The organism is Streptomyces sp. NBC_01716 (genome assembly GCF_036248275.1).
Lineage (GTDB): Bacteria > Actinomycetota > Actinomycetes > Streptomycetales > Streptomycetaceae > Streptomyces.
Genome location: NZ_CP109181.1, coordinates 1,969,696 through 1,995,044, shown reverse-complemented (window position 1 = coordinate 1,995,044; position 25,349 = coordinate 1,969,696). Strand labels below are relative to the sequence as shown.

The following is a 25,349-nucleotide window of genomic DNA, read 5'->3' as shown; positions in this document are numbered from 1 at the left end:
CTAACTTGTCCCTTTCTGGGTGGTGTTGGGTTTCAGTGGTTGCATCGAGAGCCCGTGATGTGTGTCACAGCTTTGAAGGACCGCGCTTCTCGCCGCCCCGCCCCACCTCCCCTGCCGCAAAAGAAAGTTGAGGCCTGAATCGCCTCGCCCGAATTCGAATTGACCGGCGCCGGATCCGTTAATGGCATGGCGCTGTGAATTCAGGACTTGTTTCGCCCGGACCTTCTCGCTTACGTTCTCGTCATTCCGGGCGGAACGCCGAATCCTGCCGCTGTCCGGAAACCGCACCCAACAACTCATGGACGGCAGGAGCGGGGGACCCAGGTAAGTCGCCGATCCGTTACATCGGACCGGCTTGGGGTGAAGTCGCGCACTATCGCGGCCGGGCATCTCCCGCTCGAACCCGACAGCTCACCTCGCAGGCGACGGAGAGGATTTCGTCATGCCCGCAGAGGGTAAGCACCGCCGTACCCGCACCAGCCCGCTCGCCCGCCGCCTCATCGCGGTCGGCACGGGCGGCGCAGCACTCGCCCTTCCCCTGGTGACCGCCACCACGGCGGGCGCGGCCCCCGCCCCGCAGCACGTCAAGACGGCCCCGGCCGCCTCGACCGCCGTCCAGAAGGTGACCCACACCGTCGTCAAGGGCGAGTCGCTGGCCAAGATCGCCAAGGCCCGCTCCGTGAGCGGTGGCTGGCAGGCGCTCTACAAGACCAACCGCGCCGCTGTCGGCGAGAACCCCTCGCTCATCCACCCCGGCCTGAAGCTGAAGCTCGCCGGGAAGGCCAAGACCGAGGGGACCGCGTCGACCGGGACCGCGTCGGAGAGCAAGGCCACCGAGGCTGTCGAGACCGCCGCCAGGACCTACACCAACGACCTCGACGGCTGGATCCGGGAGGCGCTGGACGTCATGGCGCAGAACGGCATACCCGGCTCGTACGACGGCATCCACCGCAACATCATGCGCGAGTCCGGTGGTAACCCCCGCGCCATCAACAACTGGGACTCCAACGCCGCGGCCGGCACCCCGTCGAAGGGCCTGCTCCAGGTCATCGCCCCGACGTTCGAGGCGTACCACGTGCCCGGCACGTCGACCGACAGCTACGACCCGGTCGCCAACATCACCGCGGCGTGCAACTACGCGGCCGACCGCTACGGCTCCATCGACAACGTCAACGGTCCGTACTAGGGCGTGTTTGAGAAGTCCCGTCTGGCCCACGACGCCTGGCACGCACGCTCGCCGCGTTGTCGGAGTCATCCAAGTACGTCCAGTACGAGGATGATCCTCCGCCTTGCGATCGCACGCACCAGACGCCGTGGGCCCCGCCCGATGGGCGGACGACGCTACTTCTAAAACACGCCCTAGACCCTGCGGCGTCCGTCACCTCACCGACCGCCGGCCGGACCGCACACGCGGCCCGGCCGGCGGCCTTCACACGCTCACACCCGCGCCCCGTTGTCCGCCGGGCGCCCGCGACGCGGCAGCGGTCGCGAACGGCCCGTGCCACGCCGCCCCCGCGCCGCCCCCGGACCCCCCTCGCGGGACGCCTCCATCGCCAGCGCGACCGGCACGGCAGTGAACACGGACGAGTACGTGCCCACACAGATACCGATGAGCAGGGCCAGCGCGAAGTCTCTGAGCGAGTCCCCGCCGAGCACCGCCAGCGCCGTGAGGATGAACAGCGCGCCCATGCCGGTGTTCACGGTTCTGGGCACCGTCTGCAGTACGGCTGTTCGCGCGGTCGGCACCAGGGAAGCGCGGGGTGCCCTCGCCCACAGCTCACGGACCCGGTCGAAGACCACCACGGAGTCGTTCACCGAGTAACCGATGACGGTGAGCAGCGCGGCGAGGAAGATCCCGTCGACGGGACGGCCCAGCCACGCGAAGACCCCGATCAGGATCACCACGTCGTGCACCAGCGCGGCTACCGACGCCACCGCGAAGGACCATCTGAACCGCACGGCCAGATACAGGAGTTGGACCCCGACGGCGATCCCCAGCGCGATCAGCGCGTGGCGCCTCAGCTCATCACCGAGGCTGGGGCCGATCAGGTCGTCCCGTACCTTCGTCGTCGGTCCGCCCTCCTCGCTCAGGGCGCTGCGGATCGCCGCCTCGGCCCGCTCGCCCGTGTCCCCGGTGCGTACCGAGAGCTCCTGCCGGCCCGCCGTGGTGACCTCGGCATCGGCGAAGCCCGCGTCGGCCAGGGCCGTGCGAGCCGTGTCGACGTCGACGGGCCGGGTCGTCGCGTACTCCATGAGCCGTCCGCCGGTGAACTCCACGCCGAGGTTCACCCCGCGCAGGGCCACACCCAGCACCGCGACGGCCATCACCGCGCCCGAGACGAGCAGCCACCGCCGCGACCTGCGGAACAGATGAGGGGCGCGGCGGGTCAGATACGTACGTACGCGGCCCGGCAGGCCGATTCCGTTGACGCCCGGGAAATCGGCGACGAAATGGGAGCGTGCCGCCAGATCGGTCAGTGCCCGCGCGATGACGAGGGCGGAGAACACCGACACGAGCACGCCGATTGCCAGGGTGACGCCGAACCCCTTCACCGGCCCCGATCCGAGGGCGAAGAGAAGGCCGGCGGCGAGCAGAGTCGTCACGTTGGAGTCGACGACCGCGGTGCGCGCGTTACGGAATCCGGCGGCCGTCGCGGACCGCAGGGTGCGGCCGGACCGTGGAGCGCCGCCGGAACGGCCCGCGTACTCCTCCCGCGCCCGTTCGAAGGCCAGCACGTTCGCGTCGACGGCCATTCCGATGGCGAGCACGAATCCGGCCAGCCCGGGGAGCGTCAGCGTGACGCCGAGCGCGACCAGGGCGGCGTACGAGATCAGCGCGTACCCGGCCAGGGCCAGCGAGGCGAGGCCGCCGAAGAGGCGGTACACGAAGGTGATGAACAGCGCGGTGAGGCTCGCGCCGATCACCGCGGCCCGCGCGCCGGCGCTGATCGCCTCGGCGCCCAGTGTCGGGCCCACGGTGCGCTGTTCGACGACATCGACCGGCACCGGCAGGGCACCGCCCTTGATCAGCAGCGCCAGGTTCCTGGCCTCTTCGGCGGAGAAGGAACCGCTGATCTGGGTCGTACCCGACGGAAGTCCGGCCCCGCAGGCCACCGAGGGGCTCACCTGCGGCGCGGAGATCACCTTGTCGTCCAGCACGATCGCGACCCGGCGCCGCTCGTCCTGCGGCGGATGGCAGGCGGCTTCCCCCGTCAGCCGAGTCCACGCGCGGGACGCCTCGTCACGGAAGTCGAGGGAGACGAACCAGCCGGCTCCCCGCTGGCCGTCGAACTCCGCGCGGGCGTCCTTCACCCCCGCGCCCGACAGATCCGACGCGCCGAGCCTGAGCCGGCTGCCGTTCTCGTCGGGGAGGACCAGCTCTCCGGGCTTATCGATCTTTTCGGGCTTTTCAGTCCTTTCGGGAGGCTCGTCGCCGGCGGGGCCGTTGACGGGATGGAAGGACAGCTGGGCGGTCCGGCCCAGCACCTCGGCGGCCTTCCGCGGATCGGTGACGTCGGGGAGTTCGACGAGGACACGGTCCTCGCCGGAACGTGTGACGGTCGGCTCCGCGACCCCCAGCGCGTCGATCCGCTGGCGAAGCACCTCGACCGTACGGTCGGTGCTCTCCCGGTCGGCGGTCGCGGTCGCGGAGTCGCGGGCCTGGAGAACGAGCCGGGTGCCGCCTTGCAGATCGAGCCCCAGTCTGGGGCTCATGGTGAGTGTGACGAAGAGCGATACGAGCAGGACGGCCACAGCCAGAACTGCCCGCACCGTGGTGGCGCGAGTCATGGGATTCCTCCGGGAGGGCGCCGGAACGCGCCACCCCCGCGAGGGAGACGGGCCTGGCTTCAGGCCCGCCCGGCTCTACCGGGGGCGGTGCGTGGGCGCGGAAAGGGGACAGTGCGGATGACTGCTCCCGGAGGGAGGCCCGCGGACGTCGGGCAGTCCGGAGGGCTGGGCCGCCGGTGCGGTGGCGCCGGGACGTACGCGGCAGTCCACGACGGCGCGGGGGAGGGGAAGTCCCGTGGTGAACGGCAGGACGCCCGTGTCGTCCTGCGGCGCGTGCTGCTGCCGGGTGTGCTCGGGTGTCCGGAGACCGGTGGAGGCCGCCCGGGTCGGCGCGCCCGCGTAACTGTGGGCGGCGCGGGGCGAGTCCCGCCGGAACTCGCGGGACCGCTCGGAGCGTTCGGAGCGCGTCGGCCGGTCGGCCTGCTGGGGGAGTGTCCGCTGGACGGGAGTTGCCGCGGCGCCGGCGTTCGTGGCGCCCACCGCTGCGGCCGGTGCGGGAGATACCAGCGTGACGACGCCGAGGAGCAGCGCCGACAGCACCCCCGCGGCACGCTGCCGAACTCCCCAACCCGTCTGCCGCACCCGCGAGTTCGCCGACGCCGGCTCCGCGCGGCCACCGCGCGACTTCCGTGCCTGGACAATCACCGTCTCAAGGTACCCGCCACGAGCCGACAGCCGGGCACGGGCGGACGACGCTCCCTTGCGGACCCGCCTCAGGTCCCGGCTTCCGGTGTCTCCATCAGTTCCGCCGCCAGTTCCTCCACGTGCACCCGCCACGCCGCCAGCGCCGCGTCCGTGTCGAAGTCGCGCGGCCCGGTCTGGGTGAGCACCAGCCGGGGCCCGTGTCCAGTCCCCGGGCGCAGCTCCCAGCGGACCTCGCCCTCGGGATGCCAGGCGTACGAGAGGAGTTCCGGTGCGCGTACGGCCGTGACCGGGCCCGCCGGGACCTTGTCCGCGGTGAAGCCCGCAGGCACCGGTGAACCGGTCAACGGCTCGGCGCCGCCCGTCAGTTGGGCCCAGACCGTCCCGGCGGGCCGTACGAGCTGGCGCTCGAACCGCACCAGTCGCCCGCCGCCCCCGGTCTCCTCGGCCCGGCCCCGGGTCAGCTCGTCGAACCGGGCCAGATACGCCTCGTGCAGCGCCCCGCGCGTGTCCTGCTCGACATCGATGGGGCCGCCGTCCAGCACCTGCCCCAGCGCGGTGACGCAGACCTGCCAGCCGGACGCGAAGCTCGCCGCCCCGAACCGGTCGCCGAAGGTGTGTACGAGCACGAGCAGCGATCCGTCCCCGTCAGGGGTGATCTCCCAGCTCAGATGGTCCTCGCCCCACGTGAAGGCGAAGAGACGCGGCTCGTCGGCGTCGGTGACCTGCCCGGTCATGCCGGGGCCGGAGTCGCCGGGGAAGTGGAAGCCGATCTCGCCGCCCGGCCGCGGATCGACGCTCACCTCGGAGGGAAACCACCGCGCGAGGTGCTCGGGCCGCGTGATCGCCTCCCAGACCCGCCGCGGCGGATGCGCGAGCCGTCGCTCCATGCGCAGCGCCGTCAGCCCGTCGCCGGCGTGGGAGAGGGAGGAGAAGCCCTGCGGGCCTTGCGTGCCCTGCCGGTTGTGCGGGCCATCGGGACCGCCGGGACCGTCGGTGTGCGGAGTCATGAGGAGTCGTCCTCCATCGCGTCGAGATGCCGTTCGAGCGCGTCGAGACTCCCGGTCCACAGATGCCGGTAGTGCGCGAGCCAGGCGTCGAGTTCGGCCAGCGGCTCCGGCGTCAGTTCGTACCACCGGCGCTGGGCCTCCTGCCGGACCCGCACCAGCCCCGCGTCCCTCAGCACCCGCAGATGCTTGGACGTCCCGGGCTGGCTCAGGCCGAGCCGGTCGGTCAGCTCACCGACCAGATGCGGTCGCTCCAGGAGCAGATCGAGGATCTTGCGCCTGCTGGGCTCCGCGAGCACGTCGAACGGTATGGGCATACCTCGACCATACCCACTCGGCTATATAACCGCAACGCCATATAACCGAGTGGCTATGCAAGCGGCGTATCCAGCGCCATCAGCCAGTCCATTGCCGCCGGACACGCGTCGAGAACCGAGACATGCCCGTCCTCGGGCCGTACCCACAGCTCCGCCCGGGGGAGCCCGGCGAGCAGCCACCCGGCGTGCGCGGCCGGTACGACCCGGTCGAGGCTGCCCTGCACGAGCAGTACGGGCGCGTCCACCTCCCCCAGGTCGAAGCCCCACGCGGTCGCGAAGGCCACATCGTCGTCGATCAGTCCGTCCGGCCCCGCCTGCCCCGCCTTCACCGCGTCGGCGCCCAGCGACTTCCACGCGCCCTCCAGCGCGGCGAAGTCGGCGGAAGTGAAGCTCACGGGGTCGAACTCGTCCGTCGCCGCGTACAGTTCGCGGGCCTCGCGCCCGTCGGCGGCGGCCCGCAGACCGCCGCGCGACACCATGCCCTCGTACCAGTCGAAGTCGTCCGTGTACGGCGCCAGCCCCGCGAAACAGACGGCTCCCGTCACCCGGTCCGGCAGCAGCGCGGCACACGCCAGCGCGTGCGGCCCGCCCCCCGACGCCCCCATCACCGCGAACGGCCCCAGGCCGAGCGCGTCCGCGATCCCGGCCACGTCGTCCGCCGCCGCTGCCACGTTCCGGCCCGGCAGCGGGCTCGAACCCCCGTAGCTGGGGCGGCCGTACGACACCAGCCGGATACCGCGCGCCGCGGCGGCGCTGAGCAGCGGCTCCAGTGGGGCGCCGGTCTGCGGCGAGCCGTGATGCCAGACAAGCGTCGGCACGTGCCCGTCGGCACCCCGCCTGTCGGCACCTCCACCGCTGTCGTACGTCCGCAGGGTGCGCCCGTCGCTCAGGTTCACGTTCTGTTCGATGACCACCGTCTCAGCCTACGGCGCGGGGCCCGGCCGGCCCGGCCGACTCAGCAGATCCCGTCGCCGGGCTTGGGGTTGCCCAGCGCGAACAGCGGGCGCAGCCGTATCCCGGCCCAGGTGCCGAGCAGGGCGGTGGCACCCCGGATCCGGCCGTGCGGACTGCCCGACGCGATGCCCGCGAGGTACGCGCCGATGTCGCAGCCGCCCGCCTGCGCCGCGAAGTCGGCGGACACGCATCTCGCGGGGTCGAACTCGCCCGTCGCCGCGTAGAGTTCACGCGCCCTCGCGCCCGTGGGCGGCGGCGCAGACCGCCGGGGCCCACCGTCCCCTCGTACCAGTCGAAGCTCTCCGTGTACGACGCGATGCCTGCCAGGCGGCCCGGCAGCGGGCTCGAACCCCCGTAACCGGAGCGGCCGTACGCCACCAGCCGCATGCCGCGCGCGGCTTCATCGGCACGTTCTGGATCCGGTGGTGAACCGATCCGTTGCCGAGTCCGTTGATGTCTGCGAAGTCGCCCGCGGAAGCGGCTTCCTCGCAGAGTGATTCACGCCGAGAGCGCGACTGGTATCGGATGCGCACCGGCAAGTAATGATCGCATGAAGTGCGATCATAAGGAGGAGAAATGCCAGAAGATCTACCTTTCAATGAAGATCAATTCGTTGTAGACCGTGACGCGGCGATGTATACCTATCAAGTAGAATACAACATGGGGACAAATGAATACCTCATGGAGGCACTCAAAAATTATTATCAAGTATTGTGGGAGACCGGACAAAATCTAAATGCTGGAATTGCTGCTGACGTGGAAAGGAGTGAATGGGCGGCCGGCGGGCTTGTTGATGAATTTAATGCTATGCGAATGCTGGACGTTCCGGCGAAGTGGTTCAAGGATAATAGGAAATATTATAGTAATGACACACATTCCAAGTATTGGGAGGATTTGAACGAGGCTGCTGACAAGGCCAGTCACCGTAAGGCTCTGTGGAGTAAGACGGACACCAAGTGGGTGTTGGAAGAAACTAAGAAGAGAGGACTCGTTGCTCTGGAAGAAATTGCCGCCGCTGAGCCCCAAAATAAAAGAAGTAATGGCGTCAAAAAATGGTCTGATGCTCTGGTGACGGGCTACCTCTGGACGGGTATGTCCACTGGGTTTGTGAGAGGCGCGCGGTCGTGCGTGGAAGCATTTATGCTTGAAGGGAGGACCGATGGAAGTGTAATGGCAAATCATGAGGTACCCACTTTGGCGGAAATGATCAAAAAGGGGCTGGTGAATGAACTGCATGTCCAAATTGAGAACATCGATGACCCAAGCCAGCCACCGGAAAGGTGGACTCTAGTGGACGGCAAAACTTTTCACGTTCACTCCGTGGCTTCTTTCGGGAAAATTCCCTCTCCGGGCACTGGTTTTGCGCAACGCCAGCAAATATGGTACGAGAAAGAGAATAGGAAGGCGTCGATCGACGAGTTCGTGACTGCCGTTGGCGATAAGAATGTTGCCATCCTGCTGCCACGCAGGAATGCAATTGTCCCGGGTGACGTAGATCTTTTGAAAGGAATCAAAAAGAACGAAAGGGATAGATTGGGTGCTGCCCGTAAAGCTCACAGGGGCCTGAGGAAGATGTCCATTCAAGATAATGATATCTACAGGAATGTGGAGTACCAGCAGGTTCTGCGTCACTCAGTGGGCGACAAATTGCAGCTCATAAAAGCCATTCGTGATGGAAGCATCGAAATGCGGAGTAGAAGTGTTTCCGCTGCTTCGGGGCCGACGGATCAGGCGTCTTACGCTGCTTCGGGGTCGACGGGTCGGGCGAATTCTGTTCCTTCGGGGTCGACGGATCAGGCGTATTACGCTGATTCGGGGTCGACGGGTCAGGCGTATTACGCTGATTCGGGGTCGACGGGTCAGGCGTCTTACCCTCTTTCGGGCGTCCAGTTTGCAAACGTTGCGTTTTCAGAGGATAGGAGGGCCTGGCCCCTGAATCATCATGACACCGAACGGATATCTCCCTTGGAGGGAGATTTTGCCGACTTGACGGTGACTGATGAGGCGCATGCGGGTGAGGCGCATACCGCTGTTTCGGGGTCGAGGGGTCAGGCGTATTACGCCAACTTGGGGACGGGTGAGCATCGGACCGATGAGAGGCGTGAAAGTAGCGGCAAGAATCGGAGCTATGAGGGGTATGGAACTAAAAGCGGTAAAAGAAAGAAGAAGTAATAGCGGTTACTCCGGGAGAAGCCGATTCGGCCGCTGCTGCCGCGCGACGCGCGGTCGAATCCGCAAGATCGTGCACGCCGTCCGGGGCGAAGACGTTGCGCGTGGCGGGCGAGTTCGGTATCGGCCGCAGGCTGGTGCTCTCGTCGGCGTTGCCGCTCCAGGGTGAGGACGGTTGCGGCTATTGACGTCATTCGATTTGGGCTGCACAGAGATCCGTGGAAGTTGGCCCAGGCCCACCCCGGACGGACAATGCCCTTCCCCTGGCGCCCGCCCTGCCGAGAGCGCGTGGTTGACCGTTTGTTGGGTGGGCGTGAGGTGTGCTCTCGTTTGCTGAGCTTCACCTCATGTTCGATGGTCACTCACCACAGTCGTTCCAAATCCGCCTGGATGGGTCAACGCTCAGCCTCCCCTGCCACCCGGTCCAAAAGGCGTAGCGGCATCGGATCCGGCGGGACGACTCGTCCCCGCGCTCGTTTGACTGAGCGCAGTTGCCGCCAGGCCCAGCAGCGAGATTCGGGATCCCGGCGGGCCCTTCGCCGGCCGTCGACCCGCGCAGCGTGCCAAGACGCCCCCTACGCCGACCCGTTCCCCTCCTGAACGGCGCGTTCCGCCCCTGCCCTCAGCAGATCCCGTCCCCCGGCTTGGGGTTGCCCAGCGCGAACAGCGGGCGCAGCCGTATCCCCGCCCATGTGCCGAGCAGGGCGGTCGCGCCCCAGATCCAGCCGTGGAGGCTGCCCGACGCGATGCCCGCGAGGTACGCGCCGATGTTGCAGCCGCCCGCCAGCCGCGCGCCGATCCCCATCAGTACGCCGCCGAGTACCGCGGCCACGGCGGTGCGGCCGGGGATGCCCCGGTGCAGCGCCCACGTCCCGCCGAGCGAGGCGGCGACAGCGGCGCCGATCATGATGCCGATGTCGGTCAGGCTGTTCTTGTCCTTCAGTACGGGCCCCGCGAACATCTCCGCGTTGCCCGGCTGCTGCCAGAACGACCAGTTGGCGGGGTTGCCGCCGAGCGCGTCGACCACCCGCGAGCCCCACAGGCTGAACGCGCTGGTGACACCCCAAGGACCGCCGGACACCAGCAGCACCCCGGCGCCCAGCACGGCCAGCGCCAGCGCGCCGGCGGCCAGTGGCCATGATCCGCGCAGCACGCGCGCCGCGCCCTTGGCGCTCGGCGGGGTGCTGATCGGCGGCGGGGTACGGCGCGCCTGTACGCGGCGGCTGACCAGCACGATGAGGCCCAGTACGGCGATGGTCACCGCCCACGAGCCGAACCAGCCGACGTGGTCGGACAGAAGGACCGGGTCGAGCGCGGGCAGGTCCTTCCACAGGTCGAACTGCCAGGCGGCCACGGTCGATCCGACGATGAAACCACCGAGCGTCAGAACGATGGACGACTGCCCCGCCCCCACGGCGAACAGCGTCCCCGACGCGCACGCGCCCCCGAGCTGCATCCCGATGGCGAAGACGAACGCCCCGACGAGCAGCCCGACGCCGAGCGGCCCGGCCGACGGCGCGGGCACGGAGCCGAAGAGCCCCGTCCCGCTGCCGATGATCAGCGCGAAGAGGGTGGCGGTGGTGCCGAGGAGCAGGGCATGGGCGCGCAGCCCCTGCCCGTTGCCGACAGCCACCAACTGCCGCCAGGCGGAGGTGAATCCGAACCGCGAGTGGAAGAGCGCCAGGCCCAGACCGAGCCCGAGCAGCAGGAGCGTTCCGGGCTTGGCGCCGTGCGTCGACCACACGTACGCGGTCAGTGCGACGGCCAGCAGCCCGGATATCGCGAGCGGCACGCGCCGTACCGGAGGCGCGGGCTCGGCCTCGGGGGCGGGGGAGGAGGTCGGGGAGGGGACGAGCAGCGCGGCGGGGCTGGTCCGGCGCGGGGGAGCGGTGGTGGTCACGACAGTTCTCCGGAGTCGGGTGGTCGGCGGTGGCGGGGCGCGGGGGCTCGACTCAGGAACAACAGAGGTTGTCGTCGACGCACCAGACCGAGTTCGCGAAGCACGCGAGACAGAGGAAGCGGGCGGGTGCGGACATGGCGGGGAGACTAGCGCGGGTATTCGATTCCGTGCACACGTATCTCACGGACCGGACGGTGCGTCCATGATCCGGCATGACGGGGGCGTGCGCAGCTACCGCTTGACCCGGCTGCGTACGGCAAGGACGGCGAGACCGAGGAGTACCGGTTCGGCCACCCGGGAGGCCATTTCGGTGTACGTACCGGTGGTGGTGAGGTTCTGGCCGGAGGAGCGGAAGACGACCGAGTTGACCACGACCCGCGCGGACTTCTCCCACCGCTCGGAGGTGAGCCGGGAGCGGAGAGAGCCGGTGGGGTTGGCCGGGTCGGGAGTGTCCGTGGTCAGGGCGATGTCCTGTCCCGACAGCCGTCCGGTGGTGGCGGGCTTCGGGTCGTCCTTGGGCAACCCCCACAGCATCATGACCAGCACGGTGGCGGCCATGGCACCGAGAAGCCAACCCAGTGCGCGGGAGGCCCGCAGGCTGTACCCGGACACCGCCCAGTACAGGGCGAGCAACATCCGCTCGGCGCGGGGCCGTTGGCGGTCGTGGCGACGCATCTCCATCTCGCCGTAGTAGAAGTCCGCGGCGTCGGGCTCGTTCCTGCCGTCCTCGAAGGACTTCCGCAACTGCCGGTACACGGGAGCGAGAGCCGCCGGCCCGACGACCTCCACCCCACCCGGCGCGGCCTCCCACCCCGGCCAACCTCGGCTAGTGCGCCAGTACTGTTCCTCGGCCAGCGTGCGCCGCGCGGTCCACCGCACGGGAAACGGCCCCCGCTGGCGAAGCCCGGAGGGGGTGGGTGCGAGGGGGCACTCGCCCTCCAGCCGCAGTTGGTCCAAGTGCACGGTGCCGGTGAATACGCATTCGCTGAGGTCGACGTTGTTCAGCACGAGGTGTGCGGCGTCCATGCCTTGCAGGGACACGACGCGCACGCCTGCATCGCCGGTGGCCAGTGCCCCTTCCTCCAAGGCGACGCGGCTGAGTTCCCTGGGGAAGGGGGTCTTCCGGGCGGTGACACTCACCGGATACTCGACCACCGCATCGCTCAGGTCGACGGACGCGTACCGCAGCCGCAGAGCGGCGGTGGACTCCCACCGCGTCCGCCGGCAATCGAGCCGGGCCGCTGCCGCTTCGATGGTTACGGGGCCGGCAAACCGTGCTCCGCGCAGGCTGAGGACATGCCAGCAGACGAGAGGACCCAATTCCGAAGCCGTCTCGAACTCCGCCCCGCTGAACTCGGCGTTGTCGGAGAACACTGCCCCGCTGAAGTCAGCGTCGCTGGAAAACTTCGCCCTGGCGAATGTGGCGTTGTCGGAGAACACTGCCCAAGCGAAGTTGGCGTAGCCGGAGAACTTTGCCCCCAGGAACCTGGCATACCTGGAGAACTTCACCCCGTTGAACACGGCGCTGACGGAGAACTTCGCCCCGCTGAAGTTCGCATCGCCGGTGAACTTCGCCCCGCTGAACCCGGCGTTGTGGGAGAACACTGCCCCCCCGAAGTTGGCGCTGCCGGTGAACTTCGCCCTGCCGAAGTTGGCGTACCCGGAGAACTTTGCCCCGTCGAACCTGGCGTGGTTGGAGAACACGGCCATGTCGAAGTTGGTGTTGTCGGAGAACGACGCCTCGTCGAACCTGGCGTGGTTGGAGAACTTCGCCAGGATAAAGTTGGCGTTGTCGGAGAACTTCGCCCCGCTGAAGTTCGCATCACCGGTGAACTTCGTCCCGCCGAAGTTGGCGCTGCCGGTGAACTTCGCGTCAACGAATGAGATCTCGCCAAGGCGGGGCTTCTGACTGAGAGGGTCGCGGACCGCGTCCAGGAGTTGCTCCAGCAGCGTCTCTGAGATCTGGGTGCCCCGGTGATCGAGGTCGCTACCTGGCCCCAGTGTGCTCAGGTAGCCGTCTCGGTCGGCGTCCGTGAGGTGGGCCAGACACCCGTCGTACGGCTCCACGCGCCGGCCACGGCAGCCAACCGGGTCACCGACCGGATCCGCACCGTGGGCGCAATGCGGCCAGCGCGGTGGGATGGGTGAGGGGGACGGTGTGCCAGTGGTCGCCATGTCCCACCAGACGTTTCCGACAGTCAACTCGGTTGCCCCAGCGCACAGTCACCCCTGGGACCGACGTCCACCCCGCAGCGACGCGAGCCCCAGGCCCGTCATCGCGTGCTCCAGCCTCGGATCCACCCCCGGATCCGCCGAGTCCATCGAGCACGCCGCCGCCAGCAGAAACCCCGCCTGTGCCGAGATGAGCACGTCCACCGCCGCCGGATCGACACCCCGCAACAGAGGATGTCGCGTGGCGTACCGCTCCGGGTCGAGCCCGCTCAGCGCCACGCTGCCGAGCAGCATCACCAGATCCGCGTACACGGGCCCGGTCCAGGCGAGATGCCGGTCCAACTCCCGCGCCGCATCCGGTGCGACCACCCCCAACTTCGCCAGCGACCGAGGGCTGTCCACCCGTCGCCCCCAACCCCCCAACCGGGGAGACACGTCGCGGCAGTTGAGCCCCGGTGAAGGAGTCAGAGACTCCGCAAGGTCGGTCAACGCGTGGAGCACCCGCTCCAACTCGTCCTCCCGCCACGGCTGTACGGGCAACGCCCCCTCGATGTCCTCGAAGCCCAGCGCCACCCACCCCAGATCGTCGTACGACCCCAACAGCCTCGGTACGGGAGCCCCGTGCGGCAGCGCCCCGTTCACCACCACCTCCCGCCGGTGGAACGCCGCCACCCCCCGGCGCCGCCCCCGGGTCCACGGCCTTGGCGAACACCTTTCGCCCGTCCGCCAACTCCAGCCGCGCCGCGAGCCCGTCGGAGAACCCGCCCGGCTGGCTCCTGGCCGCCACCACCCGCCCCCCGAGCACGTCCTCGATGCCGGCTCGTACGGAGGAAGGGAGCGCGTGCCACGGCCGGCGACGGCTGCCGGTGAACGCGTTGTTGTCGGTTGTCATGTGTCTCCTGAGGTTGAAATGGAGCCGAGGCGCGAATTCCGTTTACCCGCCCGAAATAAAACCGGGGAATCGTGCAACCCTCGGTCAAGATCCGTTGTCTGCCTAGGTGTTCGGAAGTAATTCCAGCAGCCGGCATCGGGCCCGATAACCGAGCGGTAGCCGCCACTGGCGGGCCCGTGGGTTTACCGCGCCCTTTTGCTCAGAGAGAGGTGTTCCTATGCGCTACACCAAGCGCGCGGTCGTGGCCGCGGCCTGCGCATTCGCCCTGATCCCTGCGGGCGCGGCGGTCGCGGGCGACGGTCCGGCACCGCAGCCGTCCAAGTCCGCCAAGGCGAAGTCGACCGCCCCCAGTGAGGCGGGAAACCCGGCGAGCGCGAAAGCACGGGTGGCGGGAGTCTGCGCCGACGCGTACCAGGTCGGAAAAACAGCCTACATCGACAGGGCCGGTGCGCACATCGCGTCGGTCAAGCAGTTCTACTCGAAGACGTGCAACGAGAATTACGGATATCTCTGGGTCTGGGATTCATTCCGTAACGTCAACAAGGACTACGACGTGAGCGTCGCCGTCTACAGCTACAGCCAGGACGACTTCTTCGGCGGGAAGGCGTGGACCGACCACAATGGCCAGGAGTTCTGGTCGGGCGGCGCGGACACGGTGAAGGACTGCACGGCGGCGGTCGGCTCCCTGCGCAGGGCGGGCGACCCGCTCGCGGGCCAGGCGGCCACCCAGAAGATGTGCTGAACGCGCGTCTGACGCGGGTGGGGTGGCCCGAGAACGCTCGGGCCGCCCCGTCAGCGCGTCAGCCGCGTCAGCGCGTGGCGATGTGGGCGGTGAACGCGGCCCAGGCGGTGGGGGCAAGGGTGAGCCGGCCGATGCGGGGGTCCTTGGAGTCCCGCACGAGGACGGCGTCGGGCTGAGCGGCGACCTCGACGCAGTTGTCGCCGTCGCCGCTGCTGTAGCTGCTCTTCGACCAGGCGACTTCAAGGCAGTTGTCACCGCCGTCGCTGCTGTAGCTGCTCTTGAACCAGGTCAGTTCAGTGGTGCTCATTACGCTCCTCGCATCTGCTCCAGCAGGCTCGCGGTGGCCTGACGGCTCAGGGCCTGTGACCGCATCTTCCCATAGCGCTGGAGCATGGAACTCGCCAGTTTCGGATCCCTCAGCAGGGTGCTGCTGTCGTGGCCTTCGACGTATCCGATCCATTGGTGATCGGGCGTCTCCGCAAGGTACATCTGGCCGCCGGAACCGCTGTGATCCTCCTGGCGCAGAGGCATGAGTTGGATCTCCACGTTGCGTCGAGCGCCCGCTTCGAGTAGCCGGTCAACGACCGCGTTGGTGACCTCTTGGCCCCCCAACATCCTCTCCAGGAGCGCCTGTTCGATGATGAAGCTGAAGGAGGTGTTGGGCCGTTCCGTCAGGAGCCGTTGACGTTCCAGGCGGGCCGCTACCTTCTGTTCCAGCTCCTCCTCGGTCAGCGGCGGCAGCCTCCGCTCGAAGAGCGCTCTGACGTACGCCTCCGGCTGCAACAGCCCCGGAATCGCCCGGCACTCGTACGCGTACAGCGAGATCGCCGTCTCCTCGATGATCGCCCACTTCTTGAACCACGAAGCCAGCCCCGCACCCTTGGTGAGGGTCTTGAACGCGGCTTCGATGATTCGCTTCGCGGGTGGATCCAGCACCGCTCCCGCCCGGTTCGGCAGGTCCTTCGGCGGGAATCGCCTTCCCTGTTCGATCTTGGCGATGTAGTGCACCGAGTACTGCACCAGATGCGCGAACTCCTCCTGGGTCAGGCCGTCTTCCTCCCGCAGCGCCTTCAACACAGAGCCGAAGGTCTTGAGACTGTCCGACGTCTCGGGTTCACTGCTCATGCCACTGCCGACCGCCGTCATACCGTTCGCCTCTCCCTGGGCCCTGCTCGGCTCGATGCGTACCCCGCACAACTGGTCCAGCATCACTGGTAGTTACTCACCCAGTCCAGACGGTCAACCAGTACAGCGGGCAGGTGTACTGGCGTAGTCCCTGGTAAACCGCCCAATCCGGCCCGGACGCTGGGCATATGCCATCCCTCCAGGCCCAAGAGGCCGTCACCGTACGTGTGTTCAACCAGCGGTTCTCCGCCACCCGGCGCGGCGCGCGGCTCGCGCGGAGGCTCGCGACGCAGCAGCTCGACGCGTGGGGTATTCCGTACGGGTCCGAGCCGTCCGACGCCGCCGTCCTCGTGGTCGCCGAGCTGGCGGCGAACGCCGTGCTCCATGGGCGGGTGCCGGGGCGGGACTTCGCGTTGCGGCTGGCGTACAACACGGCCAAGGACCTCGTACGGATCGAGGTGAGCGACACCCACGGCGCGATGCCGATGCGCGCTCCGCGGGGCGTCGCCGCCGACGGCGAGCACGGCCGGGGGCTCGTCCTCGTGGACGCCGTCGCCTTGCAGTGGGGGGTCAGCGGGCGGACGGGGCCGGGCAAGACCGTGTGGGCGTACGTGCCGGCTTCGCACGAGGGAGCCTGAGGCACTACCGTGGAACAAAGATCGAGGCGGCTCAAGGAGGAGCCATGAAAGTTCTCCTCGCCGGAGCCTCCGGCACCCTCGGCCACTTCCTCGTACCCCAGCTCATGGCGGCGGGGCATCACGTCATCGCCGTCACCCGCTTCCCGCAGGCGGCCGAGCGGCTCAGGCAGGGTGGTGCGACCGCCGTGCTGGCCGATGTGCTCGACCGGAGCGCGCTGCTCGCCGCCCTGGAGGGACTGAGCGCCGACGCGGTCGTCCATGAACTCACCGCGCTGACCAAGGCACCCCTGCGCTATGCCGACCTGGAGCCGACCAACCGGCTCCGGGTGGAGGGGACCCGTAACCTGCTGGACGCGGCGCGGCAGATGGGCGCGACGCGCTTCCTGACGCAGTCGATGTTCCTCGGGTACGGCTTCCGTGACCTGGGGCCCGAGCCTCTTACCGAGGACGCGCCGTTCGCCGTACCCACGGGCGCCAAGACGGACCCCGTTCTCGCGGCGCTGAAGTCCACCGAGGACCAGGTGCTCGGTGCCGGGCCCGAGATCGCGGGCATCGCCCTGCGCTACGGGCTCTTCTACGGAGGCGACATCGAGGTCTTCGCCGCGATGATGAGCAGGCGCCGGCTGCCGGTGCCGCTCGGGCGCGCGGGGACGCTCGCGCTGGTCCACCACAAGGACGCGGCGTCAGCCACTGTCGCCGCGCTGGAGCGGGGAGTCGGGGGCCGGGTCTACAACGTCGTGGACAACACCCCGGCCACGTGGCGCGAGTTGATGGAGGAGATCGCCCGTACGACCCGTACTCCCAGGCCGATCGTTCTCCCCGCCGGACTGATCCGGCTCGCCGCGCCGTACATCGCCCAGGTGATGACCCGCGTCAACGTGCGGATCTCCAACGAGCGGGCGCGTACGGAGCTGGACTGGACACCGCGTTTTCCGGGATACCGGGAAGGTCTGGCGGCCGACATGGCCACCGCCGGGGGTCACGGCGTGTAGCGCAGACCGTCCAGCGCGTAGCCGGCCGCACGCCGCGCCGTCCGCACACCGATCAGGATCGGAGAAGCGCCGGTCAACCGGCCGCACTAGCGTGAGGGGACATGGACGAACCCGCCTCACGGACGGAGCGACGATGAACAGGAAGACGGGGACGGGCGCGCGGCCCGCCGTCGGCGGCCACGGGGTGATCCGCGTCCACGGCGCGCGGGTGAACAACCTCAAGGACGTCAGCGTCGAGATCCCGAAACGGCAGCTGACGGTGTTCACCGGCGTCTCGGGTTCGGGCAAGAGCTCCCTCGTGTTCGGCACCGTCGCCGCCGAGTCGCAGCGGCTGATCAACGAGACGTACAGCACCTTCGTACAGGGCTTCATGCCGACGCAGGCCAGGCCCGAGGTCGACGTACTGGAAGGGCTGACGACGGCGATCATCGTCGACCAGCAGCGGATGGGCTCCGACCCGCGCTCCACGGTCGGCACCGCCACCGACGCCAACGCGATGCTCCGCATCCTCTTCAGCCGGCTCGGCAAGCCGCACATCGGCTCGCCAGGCGCGTTCGCCTTCAACGTCGCCTCCGTGCGGGCGAGTGGCGCGATCACGGTCGAACGCGGCAACCGCAAGACCGTGAAAGCGACCTTCAACCGCACCGGCGGCATGTGCACCCGCTGCGAGGGGCGGGGATCGGTGTCGGACATCGATCTCGCCCAGCTCTACGACGACAGCAAGTCGCTCGCCGAGGGCGCGTTCACCATCCCCGGCTGGAAGTCGGACAGCTTCTTCACCGTGCGCGTCTACGCGGAGTCTGGGCTCCTCGATCCGCACAAACCGATCCGTAAGTTCACGAAGAAGGAGATGCAGGACTTCCTCTACCGGGAGCCGACCAAGGTCAAGGTCGAGGGCGTGAACCTCACCTTCGAGGGACTGATCCCCAAGATCCAGAAGTCGTTCCTCTCCAAGGACCGGGAGTCGATGCAGCCGCACATCCGGGATTTCGTGGACCGGGCGGTCACCTTCACCACCTGCCCCGAGTGCGAAGGCACCCGGCTCAGCGAGGAGGCCAGATCCTCGAAGATCGGGGGCATCAGCATCGCCGACGCGTGCGCGATGCAGATCAGCGACCTCGCCGAGTGGGTACGCGCCCTGGACGAGCCGTCGGTCGCGCCGCTGCTTCAGTCGCTGGGCGGGACGCTCGACTCGTTCGTGGAGATCGGGCTCGGCTATCTCGGCCTCGACCGGGCGTCGGGCACCCTGTCGGGCGGCGAGGCGCAGCGCGTCAAGATGATCCGCCATCTCGGCTCCTCGCTCACCGATGTCACCTACGTCTTCGACGAGCCGACGATCGGGCTGCACCCGCACGACATCAGCCGGATGAACGACCTGCTGCTGCGGCTGCGCGACAAGGGCAACACCGTGCTCGTCGTGGAGCACAAGCCGGAGACGATCGCGATCGCCGACCATGTGGTGGACCTGGGTCCTGGCGCCGGTTCGGAGGGCGGCACCGTCTGCTTCGAGGGGACGGTGGAGGGGCTGCGGGGTGCGGGGACCGTCACCGGCCGGCACTTCGACGACCGGGCCGTACTCAAGGAGACGGTGCGCAAGCCCACCGGCGCGCTGGAGATCCGCGGGGCGACCACGCACAATCTGCGCTCCGTCGATGTCGACATCCCGCTCGGGGTGCTGACCGTCGTCACCGGTGTCGCGGGGTCCGGCAAGAGCTCGCTGGTGCACGGGTCGTTGGTGGCGGGTGCGGGTGCGGGGGGTGTGGGCGACCCGGGTGTGGTGTCGGTCGGGCAGGGCCCGATCCGCGGCTCGCGACGGAGCAACCCCGCGACGTACACCGGACTGCTCGACCCGATCCGCAAGGCGTTCGCCAAGGCCAACGGCGTGAAACCGGCCCTGTTCAGCGCCAACTCCGAGGGTGCCTGCCCCAATTGCAACGGCGCCGGCGTCATCTACACCGACCTCGGGATGATGGCGGGCGTCGCCACCGTCTGCGAGGAGTGCGAGGGCAAGCGGTTCCAGGCGTCGGTGCTCGACAACCACCTCGGCGGGCGCGACATCAGCGAGGTGCTCGCCATGTCGGTCGCCCAGGCCGAGGAGTTCTTCGGCGCGGGCGAGGCGCACACACCGGCCGCGCACCGCGTGCTCGGCCGGCTGGACGACGTCGGGCTCGGCTACCTCACCATCGGCCAGCCGCTCACCACCCTGTCCGGCGGCGAGCGGCAGCGGCTCAAGCTGGCCACGCACATGGCGGACAAGGGCGGCGTCTACGTACTGGACGAACCGACCGCCGGGCTGCACCTCGCCGATGTCGAGCAACTGCTCGGGCTGCTCGACCGGCTTGTCGAGTCCGGCAAGTCGGTCATCGTGGTCGAACACCACCAGGCGGTGATGGCGCACGCCGACTGGATCATCGACCTCGGCCCCGGCGCGGGACATGACGGCGGCCGGATCGTCTTCGAGGGAACCCCCGCCGACCTGGTGGCGGACCGCTCCACTCTTACCGGCGAACACCTCGCGGCGTACGTCGGCGCCTGACCGGGCTTCCCACCGGCCTTCCCATGCTCCTTGCGTAACTGGGCCGTGTCGCTGTTGGGCCGAACGGGTGAGGGGCGGGAGGATGGCCGCCTACAGACAGAGCGCGCGGAAGGGGTGATCCGGTGAGCAGATACGGCGGTTACGACAGGTACGACGCCACCGACGAGCAGTGGGAGGGCCTGGCCGAGGTCGTCCCGCTGCGGGGCCGCGACGAATGGCCCTCGCGGGTCGACCACCGCACGATCCCGGAGGACTACGCCGCCGAGCAGCGGCGGTTCGTGGTCCTGCGGGTACGGGTCTTCGCCGACGCGCGTGAGGTCGCGGAGCATCTGATCGCGCAGATCCCGGTGCTCCTCGACCTGACCGGCGCGGAGACCGACGTGGCCAAGCGCATCCTGGACTTCAGCAGCGGTGTCGTCTTCGGGCTCGGCAGCGGGATGCACCGGGTCGAGCGCAATGTCTTCCTGCTCGCGCCGGTCGGCACCGAGGTCGAGGGGATCGCGGCGGCGGCGGCCCAGCAGCCGTGACGAGAACCCCGGTCCGTCCGCCTGTGCTTCCGCGTGTCCTTCCGCCCGCGCGGAACTGATAGATCTGGGTCCGTGACGGAACTGGATGTGCAGGGATTGCAGCGCAGACTCGTGGAGTTCGCGGCGGCGCGCGAGTGGGAGCCGTACCACACGCCGAAGAACCTGGCGGCGGCGCTGAGCGTCGAAGCCTCCGAACTGCTGGAGATCTTCCAGTGGTTGACCCCCGAGCAGTCGGCGCGGGTGATGGAGGACCCCGGGGCGGCGCACCGCGTGCGGGACGAGGTCGCGGATGTGCTGGCGTATCTGCTCCAGTTCTGCGACGTGTTGGGGGTCGACGCGCTCAGCGCGCTCGCCGAGAAGATCGACCGGAACGAGCTGCGCTTCCCGCCCGCGTCGGGGTCCGGGTCTGCAGCCGGGTCCGGATCTGCCTCCGGGCCTGTCTCCGACTGATTCGTCACTCTATGGAGTGGCCGAGTTATCCACAACTGGCTTCCTGTCCACAGATTTCCGAATTCCTCTGGTCTTTCTGTTGCCGATAGCTCACGCTGGGTAATGAGTAGATGGGCAGGGTGTTCGACAGACGGGGATGGCGAATGGACGCGGAGAGGCTCATCGCGGCCGGCCGGGTTGCCTTGGCCCGGAGCGGTGCGGCGTTGGACGTCGTGGCGGAAGCCTGGCAGGCGCAGGCTCTCGCCCAGGCGATAGGAGATCAACTGGCTCTGTACGGACCGAAGGAGCTGCGGACGGAAGCACGGGACCTCGCTGAGACAGGAGCGCGGGGCGGCGCGTTGCCCGAGCACCCCTCGCTGCGGGCCGGGGGGATACGGGCGGCGCGGCTGACAACGGTGACCGACGCGCGCAGTGCGCTGACGGGGCTGGGCATGCTCCTCGGCGAGGCGGGGATCGCGCTGGTCTCGGTGGCCTGCGGGACGGACGAGGAGGGGCTGTACTGGCAGTGCATCGAGGCGATCGACGCGGCCGACGAATCGAACGACAGGGTGCACGGAATGCTGCGACAGCTCACGGCGCGGGACGAGATCCGCGAGCGGGACGTGGAGAAGGAGAAGGAGATGGGATGAGGAATCGCCCCGGCGAGGAGGCGCCGCCGACCGGGGTTCGAAGGTGCAGGATGGATGCATGGATCTTCGAATCTTCACCGAGCCCCAGCAAGGGGCCAGCTACGAGACGCTGCTGACCGTCGCCAAGGCGACGGAAGACCTTGGCTTCGACGCCTTTTTCCGCTCCGACCACTATTTGCGTATGGGCGCGGCCGACGGTCTTCCCGGCCCCACGGACGCCTGGATCACACTTGCCGGTCTCGCGCGTGAGACCAAGCGGATCAGGCTCGGCACCCTCATGACGGCAGGCACCTTCCGGCTGCCGGGCGTGCTCGCCATCCAGGTCGCCCAGGTCGACCAGATGTCGGGCGGCCGGATCGAACTGGGCCTGGGCGCGGGCTGGTTCGAGGAAGAGCACAAGGCGTACGGCATTCCGTTCCCCGCGGAGAAGTTCGCCCGCCTTGAGGAGCAACTGGCCATTGTCACGGGGCTGTGGAGCACACCGCCCGGTGAGAAGTTCTCGTACGACGGGTCCTACTACCAGCTGGCCGACTCACCCGCGCTGCCCAAGCCGGCCCAGTCCAAGATTCCGATGCTGATCGGCGGACACGGCGCGACGCGCACGCCGCGCCTCGCCGCGCGGTACGCGGACGAGTTCAACATCCCGTTCGCCTCGATCGGTGACAGCGAGACGCAGTTCGGCCGCGTGCGGGAGGCGGCGGAGAAGGCCGGACGGAAGGCCGACGACCTGGTCTATTCGACCGCGCTGGTCGCGTGCGTGGGCAGGACGGACGCGGAGGTGGCCCGCCGGGCCGCGTCCATCGGACGGGAGGTGGAGGAACTGAAGGCGAACGGACTCGCGGGCTCGCCCGCCGAGGTCGTCGACAAGATCGGCCGGTACGGGGCGACCGGCGCGTCCCGTATCTACTGCCAGATGCTGGATCTGGACGACCTCGACCACCTGGAACTGCTCTCCACCCAGGTCCAGTCCCAGCTGGCTGAGTGAGCCTGTCCGCCGATCGAGGACAGGGAGGTGTCCATGAAGCCCGCCCGCACACTCGCCGCCGCGCTGGCCGAGGGCAGCCTTGTCCTCGACGGCGGTCTCTCCGACCAACTCCGGGCGCAGGGCTGCGATCTCTCCGGCGACCTGTGGTCGGCGCGGCTCCTGGCCGACGGCCCGCACCAGATCGAGGCGGCGCACGCGGCGTACGTCCGGGCCGGCGCCCAGGTGCTGATCACCGGCAGCTACCAGGCGACGTACGAGGGCTTCGCCCGCCGGGGCATCGACCGGGAGCAGGCGTCCCGGCTGCTGACCGACAGCGTGACGCTGGCCCGGCGGGCGGGAGCGGAGGTGGCACGGGAGATCTGGGTGGCCGCCTCGGTCGGCCCGTACGGGGCGATGCTCGCGGACGGCGGTGAGTACCGGGGCCGGTACGGGCTGTCGGTCCGGGAGTTGGAACGCTTCCACCGCCCAAGGATCGAAACACTGGCCGCGGCGGCCCCGGACGTCCTCGCCCTGGAAACGGTCCCGGACACCGACGAGGCGGAGGCGATGCTGCGGGCGGCGAAGGGCTGCGGAGTCCCGGTCTGGCTCTCCTACACGATCAAGGGCACCCGCACCCGCGCGGGCCAGCCCCTGATGGAGGCCTTCGCCCTGGCGGCGTCCGAGCCCGAGGTGATCGCGACGGGCGTGAACTGCTGCACCCCGCCGGACGCGGACGAGGCGGTCCCCCTGGCGGCCTCGACGACGGCCAAGCCGGTGGTGGTCTACCCAAACAGCGGGGAGACGTGGAACGCGACGACGAAGGGGTGGGTGGGGGAGGGGAGGGGGGAGGGCCCCCTCCCGGCCACCCGGCTCCGAGCCTGGCAGGCGGCCGGAGCCCGCCTCCTGGGCGGCTGCTGCCGCGTGGGCCCGGCCCAGATCGCGGGGGTGGCGGCGTGGCTGGGGGCGGAGAGGGACGACCGCTGACCGTCCGATCCGGTACCGGATTGGCTGGAGGGTTTGTGAAGCTGGTCGCGAAGGGGGCCTGTTTCGCTCGGCAGGATCGGGAGGCCGGCCTTGGTGGTGGTGGGGCCTGCCTGGTGGGGCCGGCTCGGGTTGCGTAGCGGGACGGCCGTTGACCGCTTGGTCTTGGCTCGGGTGGGGTCCTCGGGCGGAGTGTCGCGCTTCGCGCGGACACCGCAGGGTCCAGGCGGTGGTGGGGGCCGGTGTCCCACCTGCCTCTGCGCCTGGGAGGCGGGTGGGGCTGCCTTGCCTGCAAATCGATGGCAATCATCGACCAATCCGTACCAGTCCGAGCGCGACGACGCCCGCGGTAAATCGCTACCGGCACCCGCCCGTTCACACACATACTCGGTCGGGTGTTCCTAACGATCAGTACTACCGGTAGCCCGGAACGTCCCGCCACCGACCTGGGGTTTTTGCTGCACAAGCATCCCGGCAAGGCGCAGACGTTCTCGACCTCGCACGGCATCGCGCATGTCCTCTATCCCGAGGCGTCCGTCGAGCGGTGTACGGCCGCGTTGCTGCTGGAGGTCGATCCGGTGGCTCTCGTCCGGCGGGGCAAGGGCAAGGGGCGCGGGGGTGCGCCCGACGCGGCTCTCGCGCAGTACGTCAACGACCGTCCGTACGCCGCGTCTTCGCTGCTCGCCGTCGCGCTGAGCACCGTCTTCAAGAGCGCCCTGCGCGGCGTGTGCAAAGCGCTGCCCGAGCGCGCCGCCGAGCCCCTGCCCCTGCGGATCGAGGTGCCCGCCGTGCCCGCGCGGGGCGGTGCCGAGCTGGTCGGCAGTCTCTTCGGGCCGCTGGGGTGGACCACGGTCGACGTGAAGCCCGTGGCGTTGGACGAGACGTTTCCCGCCTGGGGTGACTCGCGCTACGTACAGCTCGTACTGGAGGGGGAGCTGCGACTCGCCGACGCCCTGCGGCAGTTGTACGTGCTCCTGCCCGTGCTCGATGACGCCAAGCACTACTGGGTCGCCCCCGACGAGGTCGACAAACTGCTGCGGGCCGGTGACGGCTGGCTGGCCGATCACCCGGAGCGGCAGCTCATCACCAGCCGCTATCTGTCCCGCCGTTGGGGTCTGACCAGGGAGGCCAACGAACGGCTCGAACTCGTCCGCCTCGCCGAGGCCGACGACCTCACCGTCGAGGCGATCGACAACGCCGTCGAGGACCCGGCCCCGGACGAGGAGACCGAGAAGACCGTCTCGCTCGCCGTGCAGCGCCGCGACGCGATCCTCACCGCCCTGCGCGAATCGGGCGCCGGCAGCGTCCTCGACCTCGGCTGCGGCCAGGGGCAGCTCGTACACGCGCTGTTGAAGGACACGCTCTTCACCAAGGTGGTGGGCGTCGACGTGTCCGTACGCGCGCTCACCGTCGCCGCCCGCCGGCTCAAGGTGGAGCGGATGAGCGAGCGCCAGGCCGAGCGCGTCACGCTGATGCAGGGCTCGCTCACGTACACGGACAAGCGGCTCAAGGGTTACGACGCCGCCGTGCTCAGCGAGGTGATCGAGCACGTGGACCTGCCGAGGCTGCCCGCGCTGGAGTACGCGGTGTTCGGTACGGCCCGGCCCGCGACCGTCGTCGTGACCACGCCGAACGTCGAGTACAACGTCCGCTGGGAGACCCTGCCCGCCGGGCACACCCGCCACCGGGACCACCGCTTCGAGTGGACGCGCGAGGAGTTCCGCGCCTGGGCGGACACGGTGGCGTCGCGCCACGGGTACGCGGTGCGTTACGTACCGGTGGGACCGGAAGACCCCGAGGTGGGGCCCCCGACAAATGAATCGGGACAGTCTTTGGCTGTTTTTACTCTCGGTGATCAATCTCAAAAGCGTACATACGTATCCAGCGGCGTGAAGAAGCTCCAACCGATCTGAACCGGTTGGG

The 25,349-nt window shown here is 68.9% G+C and carries 22 protein-coding genes, 2 pseudogenes and 1 riboswitch; of the genes and pseudogenes, 12 read left to right on the top strand and 12 right to left on the bottom strand.

From position 1 onward, the window contains the following. The first annotated feature begins 272 nt into the window (after positions 1-272). Positions 273-438: riboswitch (cyclic di-AMP (ydaO/yuaA leader) on the top strand. Positions 439-442: 4 nt separating this feature from the next. Next, positions 443-1,186, top strand: coding sequence for a LysM peptidoglycan-binding domain-containing protein (locus OIE74_RS08555; protein WP_329380292.1), 744 nt, complete (start codon positions 443-445; stop codon positions 1,184-1,186). A gap of 251 nt (positions 1,187-1,437) precedes the next feature. On the opposite strand, the gene secD is transcribed toward OIE74_RS08555, so the two are convergent. The 6 genes and pseudogenes from secD to OIE74_RS08525 all read right to left on the bottom strand — a co-directional run. Further along, positions 1,438-3,789 (bottom strand): protein translocase subunit SecD, encoded by a 2,352-nt coding sequence (secD, locus tag OIE74_RS08550; RefSeq protein ID WP_329380290.1) that lies wholly within the window; start codon positions 3,787-3,789, stop codon positions 1,438-1,440. Positions 3,790-3,864: 75 nt separating this feature from the next. Further along, positions 3,865-4,434 carry a hypothetical protein gene (locus OIE74_RS08545; protein WP_329380288.1) on the bottom strand — a complete coding sequence of 190 codons (570 nt, stop codon included), beginning with the start codon at positions 4,432-4,434 and terminating at the stop codon, positions 3,865-3,867. Positions 4,435-4,502: 68 nt separating this feature from the next. Next, a complete protein-coding gene (locus OIE74_RS08540; RefSeq protein WP_329380285.1) occupies positions 4,503-5,441 on the bottom strand; it encodes an SRPBCC family protein in 939 nt (312 codons plus the stop codon). Continuing rightward, the gene (locus OIE74_RS08535) at positions 5,438-5,755 is read right to left on the bottom strand and encodes an ArsR/SmtB family transcription factor (protein WP_329380283.1); all 318 of its coding nucleotides are present in this window, start codon (positions 5,753-5,755) and stop codon (positions 5,438-5,440) included. The genes OIE74_RS08540 and OIE74_RS08535 overlap by 4 nt, the downstream gene beginning before the upstream one ends. Before the next feature lie 53 nt (positions 5,756-5,808). Next, complete coding sequence (locus OIE74_RS08530; protein ID WP_329380281.1) at positions 5,809-6,669, bottom strand: alpha/beta fold hydrolase; 861 nt, start codon at positions 6,667-6,669, stop codon at positions 5,809-5,811. A gap of 41 nt (positions 6,670-6,710) precedes the next feature. Further along, positions 6,711-6,881 (bottom strand): annotated as a pseudogene (locus tag OIE74_RS08525) (YeeE/YedE family protein); the annotation flags it as partial. A gap of 404 nt (positions 6,882-7,285) precedes the next feature. On the opposite strand from OIE74_RS08525, the gene OIE74_RS08520 reads away from it, so the two are divergent. Further along, a complete protein-coding gene (locus tag OIE74_RS08520; RefSeq protein WP_329380278.1) occupies positions 7,286-8,881 on the top strand; it encodes a hypothetical protein in 1,596 nt (531 codons plus the stop codon). Between the two features lie 146 nt (positions 8,882-9,027). Here OIE74_RS08520 and OIE74_RS08515 read toward each other — a convergent pair. The 4 genes and pseudogenes from OIE74_RS08515 to OIE74_RS08500 form a co-directional block, all read right to left on the bottom strand. Continuing rightward, positions 9,028-9,196: pseudogene (locus OIE74_RS08515) on the bottom strand (IS5/IS1182 family transposase); the annotation flags it as partial. Positions 9,197-9,500: 304 nt separating this feature from the next. Continuing rightward, positions 9,501-10,778, bottom strand: a complete 1,278-nt coding sequence (locus OIE74_RS08510) for a YeeE/YedE family protein (protein WP_329380275.1) — start codon at positions 10,776-10,778, stop codon at positions 9,501-9,503. Positions 10,779-11,009: 231 nt separating this feature from the next. Next, positions 11,010-12,845: a pentapeptide repeat-containing protein gene (locus OIE74_RS08505; RefSeq protein WP_329380273.1), complete on the bottom strand. Its 1,836-nt coding sequence runs from the start codon at positions 12,843-12,845 to the stop codon at positions 11,010-11,012. 156 nt (positions 12,846-13,001) lie between these two features. After that, a complete protein-coding gene (locus OIE74_RS08500; protein WP_329380270.1) occupies positions 13,002-13,592 on the bottom strand; it encodes a hypothetical protein in 591 nt (196 codons plus the stop codon). A 467-nt stretch (positions 13,593-14,059) separates the two neighbouring features. Here OIE74_RS08500 and OIE74_RS08495 point away from each other — a divergent pair, with 467 nt between their 5' ends. Then, positions 14,060-14,584 carry a hypothetical protein gene (locus tag OIE74_RS08495; protein WP_329380268.1) on the top strand — a complete coding sequence of 175 codons (525 nt, stop codon included), beginning with the start codon at positions 14,060-14,062 and terminating at the stop codon, positions 14,582-14,584. Between the two features lie 67 nt (positions 14,585-14,651). On the opposite strand, the gene OIE74_RS08490 is transcribed toward OIE74_RS08495, so the two are convergent. Together OIE74_RS08490 and OIE74_RS08485 are read right to left on the bottom strand one after the other, a co-directional pair. Continuing rightward, positions 14,652-14,891, bottom strand: coding sequence for a DUF397 domain-containing protein (locus OIE74_RS08490; RefSeq protein ID WP_329380266.1), 240 nt, complete (start codon positions 14,889-14,891; stop codon positions 14,652-14,654). After that, entirely contained in the window at positions 14,891-15,730 is an 840-nt protein-coding gene (locus tag OIE74_RS08485; RefSeq protein WP_329392211.1) for a helix-turn-helix domain-containing protein, read from the bottom strand. Before OIE74_RS08485 ends, OIE74_RS08490 begins: the two co-directional genes overlap by 1 nt. A gap of 167 nt (positions 15,731-15,897) precedes the next feature. Here OIE74_RS08485 and OIE74_RS08480 point away from each other — a divergent pair, with 167 nt between their 5' ends. The 9 genes from OIE74_RS08480 to OIE74_RS08440 all read left to right on the top strand — a co-directional run bounded on the left by OIE74_RS08480 (position 15,898) and on the right by OIE74_RS08440 (position 25,339). After that, positions 15,898-16,347: an ATP-binding protein gene (locus OIE74_RS08480; RefSeq protein ID WP_329380263.1), complete on the top strand. Its 450-nt coding sequence runs from the start codon at positions 15,898-15,900 to the stop codon at positions 16,345-16,347. A 44-nt stretch (positions 16,348-16,391) separates the two neighbouring features. Beyond that, positions 16,392-17,339 (top strand): NAD-dependent epimerase/dehydratase family protein, encoded by a 948-nt coding sequence (locus OIE74_RS08475; protein ID WP_329380260.1) that lies wholly within the window; start codon positions 16,392-16,394, stop codon positions 17,337-17,339. Positions 17,340-17,472: 133 nt separating this feature from the next. Then, positions 17,473-19,875: an excinuclease ABC subunit UvrA gene (locus tag OIE74_RS08470; RefSeq protein WP_329380257.1), complete on the top strand. Its 2,403-nt coding sequence runs from the start codon at positions 17,473-17,475 to the stop codon at positions 19,873-19,875. Between the two features lie 122 nt (positions 19,876-19,997). After that, positions 19,998-20,402 carry a cell division protein SepF gene (locus OIE74_RS08465; protein WP_329380255.1) on the top strand — a complete coding sequence of 135 codons (405 nt, stop codon included), beginning with the start codon at positions 19,998-20,000 and terminating at the stop codon, positions 20,400-20,402. 72 nt (positions 20,403-20,474) lie between these two features. Then, entirely contained in the window at positions 20,475-20,852 is a 378-nt protein-coding gene (locus OIE74_RS08460) for a nucleotide pyrophosphohydrolase (RefSeq protein WP_329380252.1), read from the top strand. A gap of 143 nt (positions 20,853-20,995) precedes the next feature. Then, the gene (locus OIE74_RS08455; RefSeq protein WP_329380249.1) at positions 20,996-21,481 is read left to right on the top strand and encodes a DUF6099 family protein; all 486 of its coding nucleotides are present in this window, start codon (positions 20,996-20,998) and stop codon (positions 21,479-21,481) included. A 58-nt stretch (positions 21,482-21,539) separates the two neighbouring features. Beyond that, complete coding sequence (locus OIE74_RS08450; protein ID WP_329380246.1) at positions 21,540-22,466, top strand: LLM class F420-dependent oxidoreductase; 927 nt, start codon at positions 21,540-21,542, stop codon at positions 22,464-22,466. A gap of 33 nt (positions 22,467-22,499) precedes the next feature. After that, positions 22,500-23,429 carry a homocysteine S-methyltransferase gene (mmuM, locus tag OIE74_RS08445; protein WP_329380243.1) on the top strand — a complete coding sequence of 310 codons (930 nt, stop codon included), beginning with the start codon at positions 22,500-22,502 and terminating at the stop codon, positions 23,427-23,429. A 392-nt stretch (positions 23,430-23,821) separates the two neighbouring features. Beyond that, positions 23,822-25,339: a 3' terminal RNA ribose 2'-O-methyltransferase Hen1 gene (locus OIE74_RS08440; protein ID WP_329380240.1), complete on the top strand. Its 1,518-nt coding sequence runs from the start codon at positions 23,822-23,824 to the stop codon at positions 25,337-25,339. The last annotated feature ends 10 nt before the right edge of the window (positions 25,340-25,349 follow it).

What these genes read in the sequence shown, in the direction of transcription:
- OIE74_RS08450 (WP_329380246.1), top strand. Translation starts at nt 21,540, where the DNA reads ATGGATCTTCGAATCTTCACCGAGCCCCAGCAAGGGGCCAGCTACGAG.
- OIE74_RS08540 (WP_329380285.1), bottom strand. Translation starts at nt 5,441, where the DNA reads ATGACTCCGCACACCGACGGTCCCGGCGGTCCCGATGGCCCGCACAAC.
- OIE74_RS08555 (WP_329380292.1), top strand. Translation starts at nt 443, where the DNA reads ATGCCCGCAGAGGGTAAGCACCGCCGTACCCGCACCAGCCCGCTCGCC.
- OIE74_RS08475 (WP_329380260.1), top strand. Translation starts at nt 16,392, where the DNA reads ATGAAAGTTCTCCTCGCCGGAGCCTCCGGCACCCTCGGCCACTTCCTC.
- OIE74_RS08520 (WP_329380278.1), top strand. Translation starts at nt 7,286, where the DNA reads ATGCCAGAAGATCTACCTTTCAATGAAGATCAATTCGTTGTAGACCGT.
- secD (WP_329380290.1), bottom strand. Translation starts at nt 3,789, where the DNA reads ATGACTCGCGCCACCACGGTGCGGGCAGTTCTGGCTGTGGCCGTCCTG.
- OIE74_RS08535 (WP_329380283.1), bottom strand. Translation starts at nt 5,755, where the DNA reads ATGCCCATACCGTTCGACGTGCTCGCGGAGCCCAGCAGGCGCAAGATC.
- OIE74_RS08480 (WP_329380263.1), top strand. Translation starts at nt 15,898, where the DNA reads ATGCCATCCCTCCAGGCCCAAGAGGCCGTCACCGTACGTGTGTTCAAC.
- OIE74_RS08495 (WP_329380268.1), top strand. Translation starts at nt 14,060, where the DNA reads ATGCGCTACACCAAGCGCGCGGTCGTGGCCGCGGCCTGCGCATTCGCC.
- OIE74_RS08455 (WP_329380249.1), top strand. Translation starts at nt 20,996, where the DNA reads ATGGACGCGGAGAGGCTCATCGCGGCCGGCCGGGTTGCCTTGGCCCGG.
- OIE74_RS08470 (WP_329380257.1), top strand. Translation starts at nt 17,473, where the DNA reads ATGAACAGGAAGACGGGGACGGGCGCGCGGCCCGCCGTCGGCGGCCAC.
- OIE74_RS08485 (WP_329392211.1), bottom strand. Translation starts at nt 15,730, where the DNA reads ATGACGGCGGTCGGCAGTGGCATGAGCAGTGAACCCGAGACGTCGGAC.
- OIE74_RS08490 (WP_329380266.1), bottom strand. Translation starts at nt 14,891, where the DNA reads ATGAGCACCACTGAACTGACCTGGTTCAAGAGCAGCTACAGCAGCGAC.
- mmuM (WP_329380243.1), top strand. Translation starts at nt 22,500, where the DNA reads ATGAAGCCCGCCCGCACACTCGCCGCCGCGCTGGCCGAGGGCAGCCTT.